The organism is Candidatus Neomicrothrix sp. (assembly GCF_035329545.1).
Taxonomy (GTDB): domain Bacteria; phylum Actinomycetota; class Acidimicrobiia; order Acidimicrobiales; family Microtrichaceae; genus Microthrix; species Microthrix subdominans.
The window spans coordinates 1-16,960 of sequence record NZ_DAOLGP010000004.1 but is presented as its reverse complement, the minus strand read 5'-3'; the positions used below and the strand labels follow the sequence as shown (position 1 = coordinate 16,960).

The following is a 16,960-nucleotide window of genomic DNA, read 5'->3' as shown; positions in this document are numbered from 1 at the left end:
GGTCTATGACCAAGCCTTCCCCGTCATCTCAGCCTTCCGAACCAGCGCTCATGCCGACTGCCAGCGCTGTCGTTCGCATCCCGGCCAACCACCTGATGGGCACGCTGCTTGGCCCGGCCGACGAATACCTCGACGTGATCGAGCACGCCTTCGCCGGCACCGCCGTGCACGTCAGGGGCAACGAGATCACCGCTGACGGGCCCGAGGCGGCCAACGTCGCCCGGCTTTTTGAGGAGCTGCTGGTGGTCGCCGAGGCCGGCCAGCGCATCGACGCCGGCGTCGTGCGCCGTACCACCGACATGGTGCGCGCCGACGAGGCACCCGCCGACGTTCTGACCTCGACCGTGCTGCGGCGCAGCGTCGGCGGCAACGTTCGCCCCAAGACCGCGGGCCAGAAGCGCTACACCGACGCCATCGCCAACAACCTGGTCACCTTTGGGATCGGCCCGGCGGGTACCGGCAAGTCCTGGCTGGCTGTCGCCACCGCAGTGCAGGCGTTGCAGGCCAAGATGGTCGACCGCATCGTCTTGACCCGCCCGGCGGTCGAGGCGGGGGAGCGGTTGGGGTTTCTTCCCGGCGACCTGATGGCCAAGGTCGACCCGTACCTGCGCCCGCTCTACGACGCTCTTCACGACATGGTGGGCGCCGAGGGCGCAGCCAGGTTGCTCGAGCGCGGCACCGTTGAGGTGGCGCCGCTGGCCTTCATGCGGGGTCGCACCCTCAACTCGAGCTTCATTATCCTCGACGAGGCGCAGAACACCACGCCCGAGCAGATGAAGATGTTCCTGACACGCATCGGTTTCGGTTCCAAGGCGGTGATCACCGGCGACCGAACCCAAAAGGACGTCGGCACCGGTCGCTCCGGCCTGGACGGCCTGGCCGAGGTGCTCGAGGGCATCGACGGGGTGGCCTTCGTAGAGCTCACCCGACGGGATGTGGTGCGGCACCGCATCGTGGCCGAGATCGTCGATGCCTACGAACGCTTCGACGCCCGCACCGCCGCCGGGGCGCAGGCGCAGGGGCCTCGTGGCCAACCCAGCTGAGGACCGGACCAGCATCGACCCGGCGACGTCGATCTCCGTCGAATTCGATGACGCGCGGGACCGCGCCGACCCGCTTCCCGTCGACCCAGCGCGCCTCATGGAACTGCTGAGAGCGACGCTCGAGGCCGAGGGGGTGAGCGGCCCGGCCCAGGTGGGCCTGAGCCTGGTCGACCCGGCTGAGATCGCCCAGCTCAACGCCGAGCACCTCGACGGTGAGGGCCCGACCGACGTGCTCAGCTTTCCCCTCGAGCCGTTTGCCGACCCCGACTGGCCGGCCGGGCCCGGCGAGCCTGCCCGTCTGATCGGCGACGTCGTGGTGTGCCCGGCGGTGGCCGAGGCTCAAGCGGCTGGTCATGCGGGCAGCCCGGCCGACGAGCTGGCGCTGCTCGTCGTGCACGCCGGGCTCCACCTGACCGGCCACGACCACGCCGAGCCCGCCGAAGCGGCGGCGATGGTGACCCGTGAGCGGGAGATCCTCAAGCGCTGCTGGGGGCCGCTGGCCGGCGACCCGTGGGCGACGCCGTGATCGCCGCTGAGCTTGGCACCACCGAATGGATCCTGGCCTCGGTCGTCGTGGCGCTGGTCGTGACGATCGCCGTCCTCGCCTGGGCCGAAACGGTGATCGGCCGCACCACCCGGGCGCGCGCCGCTGCGATGGTCGACCGTCAGGGTCGGCGCGCCGAGCGGGTGCTGCGCCTGGCTACCAACCCGAAACGCTTCGTCAACGTGATGCTGTTGCTCACCTTGATGTTGCAGCTGATCGAGGCCACCCTGGTCGGCGTGCTGGGGACCCGGCTGTTCGGCCCGCTCGGCTTGATCGTCGCCACGGCGCTCAACGTCGTCGTCGTCTTTGTCCTCGCCGAGGCCGCCCCGAAGACCTGGGCGCTCGATCATCCCGACTCGGCGATCCAGGCGGCGCCACTCGTCGAATTTCTGGCGGGCATCCCGCCGCTGCGCTGGCTGTCGTCGGCGCTGATCCGGTTGACCAACGTCCTCCTGCCGGGCAAGGGTCGCCGAGCCGGGCCGTATTTCTCCGACGAGGAGATCGTGCACTTCGCCACCGACCTGGTCGAGGCGGATGCCATCGATGAGGAGGAGCGCGATCTGATCGAATCGGTCCTGGGGTTCGGCGACACCCTGGTGCGGGAGGTGATGGTGCCCCGTCCCGAGATGATCACGGTCGCAGGAGACATGGATCTGGACGAGGCGATCGACGTGGCCTTGCGGCGGGGGGTCACCCGCATGCCGGTTCACGAGGGGGACGCCGACGACATCGCCACCGTGGTGAACATCAAGGATGCGCTGCGACGCGTGCGCGGTGGCGAAGGCGGGACCAAGGTGGCGTCGGTGGCCGCCCCGGCGCTGTTGGTGCCCGAGACGATCGCGGTCAACCGTGTGCTCCCGCAGATGCGCAACGCCCGCACCCACATGGCGATCGTGTTCGACGAGCACGGCGGCACCGCCGGGCTGGTGACGATGGAGGACCTGCTCGAAGAGCTGGTCGGCGAGATCGAAGACGAGAGCGACCGGGCCGAGCCGCTGGCGCTTCCCAGGGGTGACGAATCGATGCTGCTGCGAGGATCGCTCAGCATCGACGACGCCAACGAGTACCTCGAGGAGCACCTGTCGCTTCGACGGGTCGAACCTCTCCCCGAGGGCGACTGGGACTCGGTCGGCGGCCTGATCGTCGAGCAACTCGGGCGCCCCGCCGACGTCGGCGACGAGGTGGAGGCCGATGCCTATCGGCTCACCGTGCGCGAGATGCGTGGGCGGAGGATCATGTGGGTGCTGGTCGAGTCCGTACCCGATGCAGCTCACCCGCCCACCCCGACCGATCCAGCCATCCCGGACGATCATTCCGCTGGGACCGATGACGGCGACCGAAGCGACGAACGGAACGACGAACATGGCTGACACCCCGATCGATGATGACGATGCAGAGCCCGCCGACCCTTGGCAGCTGCTCGACGACCTCGACAGCGCCGACGAGCTCGCCGAGGCCGAGGGGATGCCGGCCGGTCGGTCGGCCACCGGGCAACCCGCAGCCGGACAACACAGCGGCTTCGTGGCGCTGGCCGGCAGGCCCAACGTGGGCAAGTCGTCGCTGACCAACGCCATCGTCGGGGAGAAGGTGACGATCGTGTCGCCCCGGCCCCAGACCACCCGCCACGAGATCCGGGGCGTGCTCACCCGCTCGGACGCGCAGCTGGTGCTCGTCGATACGCCGGGCGTGCACAAGCCCAAGACCGAGATGGGCAGGCGCCTCAACCGCACCGCTTTCGAGGCTCGCGAGGACACCGACGCCACCGTCCTGGTCGTCGATGCCTCCAAGGGGGTCGGTGGCCCGGGCGATGCCCGCTTGATGGCCTCCATGCCCGACGACGTCGTCGTGGCGATCAACAAGATCGACCGGCTGCCCCCCGAGCGCATCCTCGCCGCCATCTCCTCCGCCGATGCCCTGGCCAGGCGGTTCGAGAAGGGGTCGCCGGAGTTCTTCCCGGTGTCGGCGCGCACCGGGCAGGGCGTACCCGAACTGGTCGATCACCTCGTCGGTCGCCTGCCCGAGGGCCCGCTGTGGTACCCCGAGGACCAGGTGCGCGACTCCTCGGAGGCCTTCTGGGTGGCCGAGCTGGTGCGCGAGCAGCTGCTGGCCACCGCCCGGGAGGAGTTGCCCCACTCGATCGCCACCCGCTGCGTCGAGCTGAACTGGCCCTACATCGAGGTGGAGATCCTCGTCGAGCGCATCTCCCAGAAGGGCATGGTGATCGGCCAGGGCGGCGAGAACCTGAAGCGGGCCGGCATCGGCGCCCGCAAGCTGCTGCCCAAGGGCACCCACCTGGAGCTGAAGGTGAAGGTCAACCGCGACTGGCAGCGCAAGGACGCCGAGCTGGACAAGCTGGGCTACTGAGCCAGCCGCTCGCCGAGGTGATCGTCAGTCGCCGAGCCCGTCGAAGAGAGCCTCCGCCTGGGTCCCGGTGACCGTCTCGTCGCGAGGCGGAGGTTCGGGAGCATCGACGTCCAGACCGACGTCGGTCAGGCCCAGCCGATAGTCAACCGCCAGTCCTGTCGAGTCGGCATCGCTCTCGGTGATCAGGACAAACTCCCTGATCACCCCGTCAGATCCGATGGCCACATCGATAGTGAGGTTCACCGGCGTCGGCGCATCAAGGCTGAGCGCTTGTTCGAGCGCATCGGAATCGGGACCGGCCGCTTCAACTGCGTCCTCGTAGGTGACCGACGTGCGGTAGCGGGTCACCTCGGTGTCGTCGAGGTTGTCGGTGCCGATCGTCTCGGTGGCCTCCGCAGCGCGCAGCGTCAGCAGCACCCCGAGGAGCCCGCGGGTGCCCTGCTGGAAGATCTGCACCTCGGTCAGCTGCTCCGTTCCTCCCTCGACCCAGCGCTTGCCGTCGGGAAGGTCCAGCTCGTTGACGCCATCATTGTCCGCCCGTACCCACACGGTGGTGCCGTTGGCGCGGGTTTCGGACTCTCCCTTTTGGTTGCCACTCTCGACGGAGATGGTCATGTCGGCGATCAACTGGGGGAAGTCGATGGAGCCCGAGGCGATCAGACGGGACTGCAGCGTGCCGGTGGTCAGTTTGGCATCGGTCGACAGCGTGAAGGATGGGGCTGCCAGGGTGGCGTCGACCGCTGCGATGACCTCCCGGTGGGATCTGTACCCGGTGCTGCAACGGTGGTCGACGGGTCGTCCGTGTCGCTCGTGGTCGACGACACCGTTTCGGCCTCGTCGCCGGTGAGCCCGGTGCCGCACCCGGCAAACGCCAGGCAGATGGCGACGCCGACGGCGAGCGGGCCGAGGCGCCGGAGCGACCTCCCGAGACAACTCGGGAATGATGAAACCAAGCCATGGTCACTGCCGCTCCACCGCCACGTCACCCAAGTTCTGGGCTACGGCGTTGTCGAAGCGTCGCGGATCTCGCGCAGGTAGTTGATCACCTCGGTGCGGTCCTTGGTGCGGCGCATCGGTGGCAGCGCCGAGATCAGGTCCCAGCGGTAGCTCCTGGCGGTGGCCAGGCGCTTGTCGAACACGACGACCGCACCGCGGTCCTTCGACGAGCGGATCAGCCGCCCGGTGCCCTGCGCCAACAGCGTGGCCGCCCGGGGTACATCGATCGTTTTGAACGCTGCGGCGCCGGCACGTTCGCGACGGGCATCGAGCAGCGGATCGTCGGGCCGAGCGAAGGGCAGCCGGTCGATCGTCACCAGCGACAGCGTGGGCCCGGGCACGTCGATGCCCTGCCAGTATCCCATCGTGGCAAACAGGCATGTCGGTTCGTCCTCGGTGAAGCGGCGCACCAGCACCGCCTTGGAGTGCTGACCCTGGCGCAGCACCGGAAAAGACAGGTCGGGCGCCAACTCCTCGTGGGCGGCGATCATGGCCCGGTGGCTGGTGAACAGCGCCAGGGTGCGGCCCCCGGCAGCCCGGATCAGCCGGTCGAGCTCGTTGCGCATCGCCTCGGGATAGCCCGGTTCGCGCACGTCGGGCAGCGACGTTGCGCAGTACAGCAGCGCCTGGTGTTCGTAGTCGAACGGGCTGCCGACGTCGAGCACCTCGGTGGCCTCGTCGGGCATGCCGAGCACCTTTCCCATGGTGGCGGGGATCGTCGCCGATGTGAGGATCACCGTGCTGGGTCCCGGTGGTGGGCCCTCGCCGCTCCGCTCGTCGCCGAACCCACCGCCGAAGGCCCCTTCATCGGCGTCATGCCGGTCAGCTTCGTCGTCGGGATCCCAGCTGGTCGCCCCGGCGCCGCCGCCGTTCTCCGGGTTCCACAGCAGCCGGTCGAGGGTGTCGGCCACCGCCAACGGTGCCAGGCGCATGCGGGGCGGGCCCGGATCGTCGTTGACGAAGCGCACCAGATCGGCCGCCGGCTCGACCATCTTGGTCAGGTCGTCGGCCAGCGCCGTGGCGGCGGTCATCGCACGGGCCTTGCGCGTGGCCACGTCGGGGCTGGAGTTGTCGGGAACCTTGCGGACCGCGTCCATCGCCGAGCTCAGGTGGGCCTGAGCCAGGCTCAGCGTGAGCATCAGCGCATCGTCGAGGCTGTCCAACCGCTCGCCGCGATGGTCCTCCAGGTCGTCGCTCAGGCCGCTGCCTACCGAATCGATCTGGGCGATCAGCGCCGGGTCGGTCACGATGGCGGCGATCGCCCGGGCGGTGGCTGCGAACCGGCCGGCGGTCACCTCGATGCCGCACACCGACGAGATCACCTCCTCGGTGGTGTGGGCCTCGTCGAGGATCGCCACGTCGTGGGGCGGCAGCACCATGCGGTCGGCGGCCAGGTTGAGCCCCCACAGGTGGGTGTTGACCACGACGACGTCGGCAGCGGCCGCCCGGGCGCGCGCCGCCTCGGCAAAGCAGTCCTCGCCCCGAGGGCATTTCGATGCCCCAGGGCATTCGCGCGGGCCGACCGACACCGCGCCCCAGGCGGCCACCGATGGGTCGCGTTCCAGCTCGGCCTTGTCGCCCACGTGGCTGGTCTCGGCCCACTCGACCAGGCGGGCCAGCTCGCCGCGCTGGTCGTCACCCCCGGCGTCGTCCAGCTCGAGCGATCCCTGGTCGAGGTCCACCGCCACCTCATCCACCCGCTGAAGGCAGGCGTAGTTGGAGCGGCCCTTCAGCACGGCGAAGTCGACCCTGCGGTCGAGCGCGGCGGCCAGGAGCGGCAGGTCCACCTCGAAGAGCTGATCCTGGAGCGCCTTGGTGGCGGTGGCGACCACCGTGCGCTTGCCCGACAGTACGGCTGGCACCAGGTAGGCGAGCGACTTGCCGGTGCCGGTGCCCGCCTGCACGATCAGGTGGCGTTCGTCGGCAATCGCCTCGGCCACCGCCCTGGCCATCTGCACCTGCCCGGGCCGCTCCTCACCACCGCCGGCCAGGGCACCGGTGACCGCCGCCAGGGCCCCGACGACGGGGTCTGGTTGCGCCGCGGTGCCATCGGCGGGCGTGGAGGTCGGAGCGTCGGTCACGGAGGGCCAAACTACCTGGCCACTACCCCCACTCCGCAGTGCCCGCCGGTAGGTTGCTTCGATGCCCCTGATCCGAGACTCGGCCGTGGTGCTGCGGACCCACAAGCTGGGCGAGGCTGACCGCATCATCGTGCTGATGACCGAGGGCCGGGGCAAGGTGCGGGCGGTGGCCAAAGGGGTGCGACGCACCGCATCGAAGTTCGGCAGCCGCCTCGAGCCGGGCGGTCACGTAGCGGTTCAGCTGCATGAGGGGCGCAGCGAGTTGTTGATCGTCACCCAGGCGGTCCGGATCGACACGTTCAGCGAGAGCCGAGCCGACCTGGACCGGATGGCGGCGGTGGCGGCCACGCTCGAAGCGGTGGAGCACCTCTCCAACGAGGGTGGGCGCGATACCCGCCTGTACCGGATGTGCGTGGGTGTGCTGCGCACGATCGAGGAGCGTCCCGGGCCGCTGGTCGTCCCGGCGTTCTACCTTCGCCTGTTGCAGGCCGATGGTGTCGGCCTGGAGCTGGAGCGCTGCGTCAGCTGCGGCGAACGGGCCGAGTTGGTGGCGGTCGATCCGGCCGTCGGCGGGGCGCAGTGCCGAAGCTGTGCCACCGGCATGGCGCTGGGTGCCGACGCACTCGGCGTGCTACGCGCCGTGTCGGAGGGCCGGGTCAACGACGTGTTGGGGTCGGCCCCGGTGGCCGCCGGAGAGGTGGCCCGGGTGGCGCAGGTGTCGATGGAAGCACACCTGGAACGCCGACTGCGGGTGCCCGGCGCTACCGGTTGGTAGCTCGGACACCCGCGGTTCGGGGAGTATTCAGTTGTCCCCCGGAGGGGAACTGCTCAGGGAGCGATCGGCTCGCCGCGCAGCTGCTTGTAGATGTGCACGTTGGTCATCCAGCCGATCGGCCAGGTGAAGAACACACCGATGCAGCAGAGGATCAGGCCGACCTGACCGATCAGGCCGGAGAGGAACAGCCCGAGCAGTGCGGGGCCCGGGTTGGCCTGCACCATCTCGAAACCCTTCTTGATCGCGTCGATCGGTTCCAGCTTCTGGTCCAGCTGCACCGTGTAGGCGAAGCCGGTCACCACGGCGATGATGATGCCGGGGATGTAGCAGAAGAAGGTGCCGATGCCGACCGCCAGGCCGAGGATGGCCGACAGCGCCAGGTAGGGGCCGATGTCGGTCATGTCGGTCATGTGTTCCAGCGACGGCTTCTCACCTCGGGTGACGGCCAACCCGGCCCTGATCAACCCGCGTGCTGCGAGCCCGAACAAGGCAAAGCCGACGATCGTCGTGATCGCGTTGACAAGCAGTGACAGGAAGAAGCTGTTGCTGTTCGACGTGACGACGCCGGCCCCGACATTGATGCCGCCCGACACGAGGGCCAACACGATCAGCGGGATGAATGCCAGCAGCAGCCAGGTGCCGATGTCCTCCTGAAACTTCTTGAACGCCCACGAGGGCGCCGCCATGACGTCGACTGCACCGCCGCCACCCTGCATGCCGCCGGGCGGGGGAGCGAAGCCACCGCCACCGGGGGGCGGTCCGTAGCCACCGCCGGGAGGCGGTCCTGGGGGTGGTCCCTGTGGGGGCATTCCGGGCGGCGGTCCCTGCGGGGGCATACCCGGAGGCGGTCCCTGTGGGGGCTGGCCGGGGCCTCCCTGGCCGGGTGGCGGTGGTGCGCCGGGTGGTGGTGGGATGTTGCTCATAGTGCTCCTCCTCGAAGGTACTCACACACTATCGGTGCGAGGTCGCATCCTGATGGACGCTGGTTGATTCCAAGAGGCATCGACGTGGCGACCCTAGGCAACCGGCCGACCCGGCGCTGAAATCGGGTCCGGGGCGAGCAACGCCACCGTGCCCTCGTTCGCGATGGCGCCGAGCACGAGGAACTCGCTGCGAAATCCGGCGATGCGTCGGACGCCCAGGTTGATCACGCCGACGACCTGGCGCCCGAGCAGCTCGGCGGGCGCATAGTTGGTCACCTGGGCCGAGGTCGCCAGCTCGCCGATGGTGGGTCCGAAGTCCACCCGCAGCTTCCACGCCGGTGCGCGCGCTTCGGGAAACGCCTCGACGTCGACGATCACCCCCACCCGAATATCGAGCGAGGCGAACGTTTCGACGGACACCGGTTCCTTGAGCGGGGAGGCGGGCGTCTGTGGTGAGGGACCCATGGCGCCAGTCTGCCCCGCCGCGACCGGTCGGGGCAGATGGACGCGCTGGGTGAAACCCCCCTTCTGTCCTGGGTGGCGGCCGCTTGTATCCTCGACGGCTATGTCCGATACCCCCTCCCCTGAGTTTGCGTCCTCGAACGACGCCACGCCCTCGAACGACGCCACGCCCTCCAACGACCCTGGGCGCTTCGACCAGATCGTCAACCTCACCAAGCGACGCGGCTTCGTCTACCCCTCGGCGGAGATCTATGGCGGCTTTCGCTCCACCTGGGACTACGGGCCGGTGGGGGTGTTGTTGCTGCGCAACGTCAAGGACGCCTGGTGGAGGGCGATGGTGCAACAGCGCGACGACGTGGTCGGCCTCGACGCTTCCATCCTCACCCCGCCGGCGGTGTGGGAGGCCTCGGGGCACCTGACCAACTTCACCGACCCACTGGTGGACTGCAAGAAGTGTGGTCAGCGCTGGCGTCTCGACAAGCTGGAGGACCCCGACAAGTGCCCGGGATGCAAGGCGACCGGCAGCTTCACCGAGCCCCGCAACTTCAACCTGATGTTCTCCACCCACGCCGGGCCGGTGGCCGACGAGGGTGCGCTGGCGTACCTGCGCCCCGAGACCGCTCAAGGCATGTTCACCAACTTCAAGAACATCATCAACACCACGCGGGTGAGGCCGCCCTTCGGCGTGGCCCAGGTGGGCAAGAGCTTTCGCAACGAGATCACCCCGGGCAACTTCGTGTTCCGCACCCGCGAGTTCGAGCAGATGGAGATGGAGTACTTCGTTCCGCCCGAGGACGCTGAGAAGTACTACGAGTACTGGAAGGCCGAGCGCGAGCGCTGGTACCTGGAGCTGGGCATGCCCCGCGAGTCGCTGCGCCTGCGCGAGCACGAGGCCGATGAGCTGTCCCACTACAGCTCGGCCACGGCGGATGTCGAGTACCTGTTCCCCTGGGGCTGGGACGAGCTGGAGGGCATCGCCAACCGGGGCGACTTCGACCTCAAAGCCCACACCGAGCGCTCGGGCGAGCGCCTCGACTGGTTCGACCAGGCCGAGGGCGTGCGTTACGTACCCCATGTGATCGAGCCCGCCGCCGGCGCCACCCGCACGGCGTTCGCGTTCCTGCTGGCCGCCTACGACGTCGAGGAGGTGCGCGGGGAAGAACGCGTCGTGCTGCGCCTGCACCCGAGGCTGGCGCCCTACAAGGTGGCGGTGCTGCCCCTGTCGAAGAAGTCGCCCCTTCAGGAGACCGCTCGGGCCCTGGCCGCCGAGCTGCGCGACGAGTGGAGCTGCGAATACGACGAAAACCAGGCGATCGGTCGCCGGTACCGTCGCCAGGATGAGCTGGGCACGCCCTACTGCGTCACCGTCGACTTCGAGACCTCCGAGGACGGGGCGGTCACCATCCGCGACCGCGACTCGATGGAGCAGGTTCGCATCCCCCTCGAGGGAGTCGCCGACTGGCTGCGCCCACGGCTCAAGTGATGCGATGACCGGCCTGGCGTCGTGACGGGTCCCAGCGCAACCGAGCGGGTGCTGGCGGTGGCTGCGTTCGACCCCGATGTCCTCCAGGGTCTCGTCGCCCGTGACCTGATCACGGCCCAGGCAACGGGTGAGTCGCTCGCCGTCGGCGTGCCCGCTTCGCCCGGCCGGGGCGCGGGCGCCGCCTACTTCGAACTCGATGCCGCGCTGGCGGGCCTCGATCGGGGCGAGGCGGTGGTGTTCGTCGTGCCGAGCACGTCCCCGGCCGACGAACCGGTGATCCGTCACGCCGCTGCGGTGGTGACCGCCGGCGGGGGCACGGCCAGCCATGCGGCCATCGTCGCCCGTGGCTGGGGCGTGCCCGCCGTGTGCGGCGTCGATCGGCTCAGCTTCGAGGCCGGGTCGGCCCGCTTCGGTGCCGCAACCGTGAGGTCGGGCGACGCGCTCGTCGTCGATGGGTCGACCGGTGTCATCCGGCGTGCCCCCGAAGGCGATGCGGCAGTTGGCCGAGTGGCAGCCGGTGAGATGGTGGGCGGGGCCGTTCAGACACCCGCCCGGACGCCGGCACCGACCACGCCCCAGCTTCCTGGCGAGATGACCGAGCTGCTCACGTGGGCCGATGAGATCACCGCCGGCCGCGTGGCGGTGTTCGCCAACGCCGAATCGCCCGCCGACGTGGCAGTTGCGATGCGGCTGGGCGCCACGGGCGTGGGCCTGTGCCGCAGCGAGCACTGGTTTCTGGGCGAGCACCGCCCGCTGCTCGCCCAGCTGTTGCCCGGGGGCTCTGATTCGGAGCACCCGGCGCTGCTCGACCGGTTCGAGCAGGTCAACCGCTTGGCCACCGAGGCGCTGCTCGACGCGCTCGATGGAGCGCCCGCCACCGTGCGGCTGCTCGATGCGTCGCCCGCCGAGTTCGGGATTGCCGGTGGGGTGAGGGGCGAGCGGGGTGTGCGGGCGGCCCGCCTGCGCAGTGATCTGTACCGAGCCCAGCTGCGCGCCCTGACCGGCGTCGCTGCCGACCGTGCGGCTCGGGGTGAACCGGCCGGGTTGCGGGTGCTCGTGCCGATGGTGGGCGGGCCGGACGACCTCGAGTTCGTGTCGGGCCTGCTCGACGAGCTGCGACCCGCAGCTGAGGGGGTGGCCCTGCCGGTCGGGGCGATGATCGAGGTCCCCAGGGCGGCGCTGACCGCCGCTCAGATCGCCCGGCGCTCGGCGTTCCTGACGATCGGCACCAACGATCTCACGGCCCTCGCTTGGGGAGTCGACCGAAACGCCCCCCCAGTACCCGGGGAGATCGACCCCTTCGCCTCCCTCGACGTCGATGGGGTCGGCCGCCTGATCGGCCTGGCGATCGCCGACGCCCGGGCGGTAGTGCCCGATCTCGACGTGAGCGCCTGTGGCGAGGTCGCCGGCGACCCCAGCTCGATCGGCCCGCTGATCGAGCTGGGTGTCACCACGCTGTCGGTGTCGCCGCATCGGGTTGCCGGTGCTCGGCTGGCCGCCGCCCAAGCGCTGCTCCGCCTCGACACAAGCGGCAGCGCCCCGCCGCTTGGGGCAGGCTGAGGCGATGGGCATCGTCGACGAGGACATCGCGCGGGTTCGCCAGGCGACCGACCTCGTCGCGCTCGTCTCGGAGCACACCCAACTGCGAAAGGTGGGCAGCCGCTGGAGCGGCCTGTGCCCGTTCCATTCCGAGAAGTCACCGTCGTTTTCGGTCAATCAGGCCGAGGGCCTGTACTACTGCTTCGGCTGTCGTGTGTCCGGCGACGCCATCACCTTCCTGCGCGAGCTGGAGGGGCTGGACTTTGTCGAAGCGGTCGAGCGCCTCGCGGCCAAGGCGGGCATTGCCCTCAACTACACCGACCGCGCCGAGTCGGCTACCCGCCAGAAGCGCAAGGGCCTGTTGTCCAAGGTGGAGGAGGCGGTCGACTTCTACCATGAGCGGCTGAAGACCTCGCCCGATGCCTCGGCCGCTCGCTCCTACCTGCGCAGCAGGGGCTTCGACGCCGAGGAGGTGGCCCGCTACCGCATCGGTTGGGCCCCGGACAGCTGGGACGTCCTGTGCCGGTCGCTGCGTCTCGACAGCGAAACCGCCACCGCTACGGGCCTGGGCTTCACCAACAAGGCGGGACGTCTGCAGGACTTCTTCCGGGCGCGGGTGCTGTTCCCCATCTTCGACGCGGAGGGCCATGCGGTCGGCTTCGGCGGGCGCATCATGCCGGGGGAGGAGGGCGCCAAGTACAAGAACTCCCGGGACAGCGATCTGTACCACAAGAGCCGCCTGCTCTACGGGCTCAACTGGGCCCGCCAGGCGGCGGTGCGCAACGGCAGGGTGGTGATCTGCGAGGGCTACACCGATGTGATCGGGTTTCACCGTGCCGGGGTTCCGGAGGCGGTGGCGACGTGCGGTACCAGCCTCACCGAGGACCACCTGAAGCTGTTGTCGCGCTATGTCGACAAGGTGGTGCTGGCCTTCGACGCCGACTCTGCCGGACAGGCCGCCGCCGAGCGGATCTACGCCTGGGAAAAGGCCTTCAACCTGGCGGTCGAGGTGGTGCGTCTGCCGGAGGGATCCGATCCCGACGAGCTCAGCCGGTCCGATCCCGACGCCCTGGCCGCAGCGGTGGAGAGCGCCGAGCCGATGCTGCGCTTCCGCTTGGAGCGCGTGCTGGGGGCCGCGATCGCCGACACCCCCGAGGCCCGGGCCCGTCGGGCGACGACGGCGTTGGGTGTGGTGGCCGAGCACCCCGACCCGATGGTGCGCGACCCCTACCTACTCGAAGTGGCCGACCGTTCCCGTCTCGACCCGTCCTTGCTGCGCAACCAGCTGGAGGATCTCAGAACTCTGGTGGTGACGGGTGAGGCGGTCTCGACGTCCACCGCCGCGACCACGACCACGGCCAAGTCGATCCGGCCAGGGGACGGCGATCCTGGGCCGCGGGGTCCGGAGGCCGACGCCTTCGGCGACGAGCCGGCCATCCGCACGCCACCGCGTCCGGTCGGCAAGGTGCACACCACCGAGATGGCCGTGCTGATCCACCTGGCGTCACAACCCGATGGCGAGTTGGCGGCGCTGCCGGCCGAACTGTTTACCCATCCGCTCGCCCGGTCGGTGCGCTCCGCCCTCGTGTCGGCGGGGTCGGTGGCCCAGGCGGTGGCGGAGGCCGATCCCGAGTCGTGGGAGGCCCGCCTGCTCTCGCGGCTGGCGGTCAGTGAGCCCGACGGCACGCCGGAGGAGGCCGCCCACAGCCTGGTGGCCAGGGCGGGCGCGCGGGCGATGGAGGAGCTCGAAGCCGAGCTGCGCCAGGCAGATCGCGACGAGGCGGGGACGTCGATCACCTCCGAGCTGTTGAACTTGCACGCCTGGGTCGCCCGCCGGGTGGATCAGCTCCGGGATCCCGAAACGGCCGAAGTTTCAGCCCGAGCCTTGGTAGCGTATCTACGCGGGGACGAGGGGGAGGACCAATCGGGTGTCGATCATTGAACAAGTAGAGGCAACGGAATGGCGAGGCGTGATCGACGAGGGCAGGCGGCGAGGCAGCCTGACGCTGGACGAGGTGTTGTCGGTTCTCGGGGTCGAACTCACCATCGATGTGCTCACCGAGGTCGAGGCGGCGCTGCAGCCGGAGGGCATCCGACTCGACGTTGAGGTTCATCCCGACCACACGTCCGACCACACGCCCGATCACCGGGACCGATCCGTCGAACCCGCTGAGGAGGTCACGGTGGGTGGGCGCAGCAGCGGGGTGATCGAGCGGCCCCATCGCCCAAGTCGCGCCAAGCAGCGCACGAGGTCGAAGTCATCGTCGAGCGAGTCGGGGGGTTCGGGCGACTCGGTCCGGCTCTACCTGAGCGAGATCGGCCAGGTGTCCCTGATCGACGGCGCCGAAGAAGTCTCGTTGGCCAAGCGCATCGAGGCTGGGCTCGAAGCCGATCAGCGACTCGCCGAAGTGGCGACCGAGGGGAGCCAGGATGCTCTTGGTCGGGAGCAACGCGTGGCGCTGGAGCGCACCCGTCGAGACGGCGAGCAGGCCAAGTCCGCTCTCACCCAGGCCAACCTGCGCCTGGTCGTGTCGATTGCCAAACGCTACGCCGGGCGGGGTATGGCGCTGCTCGACCTGGTGCAGGAGGGCAACCTGGGCCTCATGCGGGCGGTCGAGAAGTTCGACTACACCAAAGGGTTCAAGTTTTCCACCTATGCGACGTGGTGGATTCGTCAGGCGATCACACGGGCCATCGCCGACCAGGCACGCACGATCCGCATTCCGGTGCACATGGTCGAGTCGATCAACAAGATCCACCGCTATCAGCGCCAGCTCATCCAGGAGCTCGAGCGTGAGCCGACCGTCGAGGAGCTGGCCGACAAGGTCGACCTCACCCCGACCCGGGTGCGCGAGATCCTGCGCATGAGCCAGGATCCGTTGTCGCTCGATTCGCCGGTGGGCGATGAGGCCGATACCTCGCTGGCCGACTTCATCCCCGACGCCGGTGCAGATGCCCCTGCGGATCTGGCCGCCAAGCAGATGCTGGGCGAGGCGCTCGTCGAGGCCCTCGGCGACCTCGACGAGCGGGAGCGGGCGGTGGTCCGGCTTCGCTTTGGGCTGGAGGACGGCACGATCCACACGCTGGAGGACGTGGGCCGGACCTTCGGCGTCACTCGGGAGCGCATCCGCCAGATCGAATCGAAGACGCTGGCCAAGTTGCGTAACCCCAACCGCTCCGATCGCCTGCGCGATTACCTGGAGAACTGACCGATCGGGGGCCAACCGGTTGGTCCCGGTATGCACCCGCGCTGATAGAGTGACACGTCCATTCCGGGGTAGCTCAGCTGGCAGAGCGTCTGACTGTTAATCAGAATGTCGTGAGTTCGAGCCTCACCCCCGGAGCAAGATCGAAGGCCCTCGCTCCCGGCGAGGGCCTTCGGTCGTTGTAGGCGGGTTGGCAGCGTGAGCGGGCACGGCAGCGAGCCGGCGATCGCCGAAAGAATCTGAAAAATTCTTGAGCATCTGCTCGGACGTCGGCTTCGTTGTCACAGCTGTTCGTCAGGATGGACCCATGGCTTCGATCACGGGTTTCGATCCGGCCGGGAGCGGTCCGGAGGGAGTGGGTCGAGGGCGCCCCGGTTGCGGGGATGCAGCGTTGGCGGCTCTGCGCCAGCGGCTGGCCAGGGAAGCGGTGGCACCTCCGTCGTCGTCCGAACCGAGGGCCGATTCGGGGGTGGCCGATGCTGCTGCGGCCCGAGCGTTGGCGGATGCGGAGGCTGCGATTGATGAGTTGTTTGCTGCTGGGGTTGATCCTGCCGATGCTCGTGATGCGGTGGTGTGGATTGAGGAACTCGAGCGGTTGGGGCGTCGGCTGGACGCGGCTCGTGCTGCGTTGGTGGGGTCGATCCAGCGGCAGGTGTTGCACACCGCCGACGGTCATGGGTCGGCGAAGATCATGGTCCGCCATGTCGCCCGTTTGACCGAGGCCGAGGCGTTGGCCCGGGCGAAGACGGCCCGGCTGGCCGCCGATGTTCCGGAGGTGACTGCAGCGTGGCAGGCCGGTGAGGTGTCGACGTGTGCGGTGCGGGCGTTGGGGCGGGTGGATGCGAACCCTCGGGTCGCTGCAGCGTTACGTCAGCGTGACGACGAGTTTTTGGCTGATGCCCAAACGATGAGTGCGAAGGCGTTTGGGCACAAGGTGCACCGGTGGGCACGGCTGATCGACGAGGACGGCCCGCAACCGCCGAACGAACGCAACCACGAGAAGCGCGACGTCCGTTTGGTGCAGAACCCGTTTGATCTGTCGTGGGATCTGACCGGGTTCCTCGCGTCCGCCCAAGGCGCCGAGCTGAGAGAGATCCTCGACCGCTACGTCGACGCCGAGTTCAAGGCCGATTGGGAGGCCGCCGTCGCCCGTTTGGGTGACGACGTGTTGGCCCGCGGTGGGATTTCAAAGGAGGACCTGGACCGGACCGATGCCCAACGCCGCGCCGACGCCCTGGTGAAAATCTTCCGGGACGCCGCCGGTTCGCTCGCCGGAACCATTGCGCCGGGATGGGTGCACAACATCCACTGGTCAGCTCAGGCCTACGAGGAAATGCTCGCCGCAATGGACGCCGACCGGCAGCCGAGGTTCGACCCGGACATGTTCATGTGCCGCACCGGCGACGGCCACGACGTCGACCCGACCGAAGCCGCAGCGAACAGCCTGCTCCACAAGGTCCGGCGGGTGATCGTCGACGCGGCAGGAGTCGTCATCGACCTCGGCCGGGCCCGACGGTTCACCGGTTCGGCCCGCACAGCCGCCA

14 protein-coding genes and 1 tRNA gene are annotated in these 16,960 nt (G+C 69.2%); 11 read left to right on the top strand and 4 right to left on the bottom strand.

The genetic code is table 11. The features are described 5' to 3' along the window. Positions 1 to 5: 5 nt before the first annotated feature. From PKD89_RS03375 to era, 4 genes are read left to right on the top strand one after another with little or no spacing between them, the layout of a single operon-like run. Positions 6 to 1,043, top strand: a complete 1,038-nt coding sequence (locus PKD89_RS03375; RefSeq protein WP_425591225.1) for a PhoH family protein — start codon at positions 6 to 8, stop codon at positions 1,041 to 1,043. After that, positions 1,027 to 1,569 carry an rRNA maturation RNase YbeY gene (gene ybeY / locus PKD89_RS03370; RefSeq protein ID WP_289010992.1) on the top strand — a complete coding sequence of 181 codons (543 nt, stop codon included), beginning with the start codon at positions 1,027 to 1,029 and terminating at the stop codon, positions 1,567 to 1,569. The genes PKD89_RS03375 and ybeY overlap by 17 nt, the downstream gene beginning before the upstream one ends. Further along, positions 1,554 to 2,957, top strand: a complete 1,404-nt coding sequence (locus PKD89_RS03365; RefSeq protein WP_287392486.1) for a hemolysin family protein — start codon at positions 1,554 to 1,556, stop codon at positions 2,955 to 2,957. Before ybeY ends, PKD89_RS03365 begins: the two co-directional genes overlap by 16 nt. Then, positions 2,950 to 3,951 (top strand): GTPase Era, encoded by a 1,002-nt coding sequence (gene era / locus PKD89_RS03360; RefSeq protein ID WP_289010993.1) that lies wholly within the window; start codon positions 2,950 to 2,952, stop codon positions 3,949 to 3,951. Before PKD89_RS03365 ends, era begins: the two co-directional genes overlap by 8 nt. 24 nt (positions 3,952 to 3,975) lie before the next feature. Here the strand turns inward: era and PKD89_RS03355 are convergent, their stop codons facing one another. After that, positions 3,976 to 4,812, bottom strand: a complete 837-nt coding sequence (locus tag PKD89_RS03355) for a hypothetical protein (protein ID WP_289010994.1) — start codon at positions 4,810 to 4,812, stop codon at positions 3,976 to 3,978. A 137-nt stretch (positions 4,813 to 4,949) separates the two neighbouring features. Further along, positions 4,950 to 7,028 (bottom strand): ATP-dependent DNA helicase, encoded by a 2,079-nt coding sequence (locus PKD89_RS03350; RefSeq protein ID WP_287379687.1) that lies wholly within the window; start codon positions 7,026 to 7,028, stop codon positions 4,950 to 4,952. A gap of 61 nt (positions 7,029 to 7,089) precedes the next feature. On the opposite strand from PKD89_RS03350, the gene recO reads away from it, so the two are divergent. Beyond that, positions 7,090 to 7,803, top strand: a complete 714-nt coding sequence (gene recO / locus PKD89_RS03345) for a DNA repair protein RecO (protein ID WP_287379688.1) — start codon at positions 7,090 to 7,092, stop codon at positions 7,801 to 7,803. A gap of 53 nt (positions 7,804 to 7,856) precedes the next feature. Here recO and PKD89_RS03340 read toward each other — a convergent pair whose 3' ends face one another. Next, complete coding sequence (locus PKD89_RS03340; RefSeq protein WP_287392479.1) at positions 7,857 to 8,612, bottom strand: hypothetical protein; 756 nt, start codon at positions 8,610 to 8,612, stop codon at positions 7,857 to 7,859. 207 nt (positions 8,613 to 8,819) lie between these two features. After that, a complete protein-coding gene (locus PKD89_RS03335) occupies positions 8,820 to 9,191 on the bottom strand; it encodes a tRNA-binding protein (protein ID WP_287392476.1) in 372 nt (123 codons plus the stop codon). A 100-nt stretch (positions 9,192 to 9,291) separates the two neighbouring features. Between PKD89_RS03335 and PKD89_RS03330 the strand changes: the two genes are divergently transcribed. The 6 genes from PKD89_RS03330 to PKD89_RS03305 all read left to right on the top strand — a co-directional run. After that, entirely contained in the window at positions 9,292 to 10,671 is a 1,380-nt protein-coding gene (locus tag PKD89_RS03330) for a glycine--tRNA ligase (RefSeq protein WP_289010996.1), read from the top strand. Positions 10,672 to 10,692: 21 nt separating this feature from the next. After that, positions 10,693 to 12,231 carry a putative PEP-binding protein gene (locus tag PKD89_RS03325; protein ID WP_287392471.1) on the top strand — a complete coding sequence of 513 codons (1,539 nt, stop codon included), beginning with the start codon at positions 10,693 to 10,695 and terminating at the stop codon, positions 12,229 to 12,231. A 4-nt stretch (positions 12,232 to 12,235) separates the two neighbouring features. Continuing rightward, positions 12,236 to 14,152, top strand: a complete 1,917-nt coding sequence (gene dnaG, locus PKD89_RS03320; protein ID WP_287374182.1) for a DNA primase — start codon at positions 12,236 to 12,238, stop codon at positions 14,150 to 14,152. Continuing rightward, complete coding sequence (gene rpoD, locus PKD89_RS03315) at positions 14,139 to 15,419, top strand: RNA polymerase sigma factor RpoD (protein WP_289010997.1); 1,281 nt, start codon at positions 14,139 to 14,141, stop codon at positions 15,417 to 15,419. Before dnaG ends, rpoD begins: the two co-directional genes overlap by 14 nt. Positions 15,420 to 15,481: 62 nt before the next feature. Continuing rightward, positions 15,482 to 15,554, top strand: a tRNA-Asn gene (locus PKD89_RS03310). A 169-nt stretch (positions 15,555 to 15,723) separates the two neighbouring features. After that, the coding region (locus tag PKD89_RS03305; RefSeq protein WP_324332273.1) for a DUF222 domain-containing protein at positions 15,724 to 16,960 on the top strand (1,237 nt) is incomplete at its 3' end.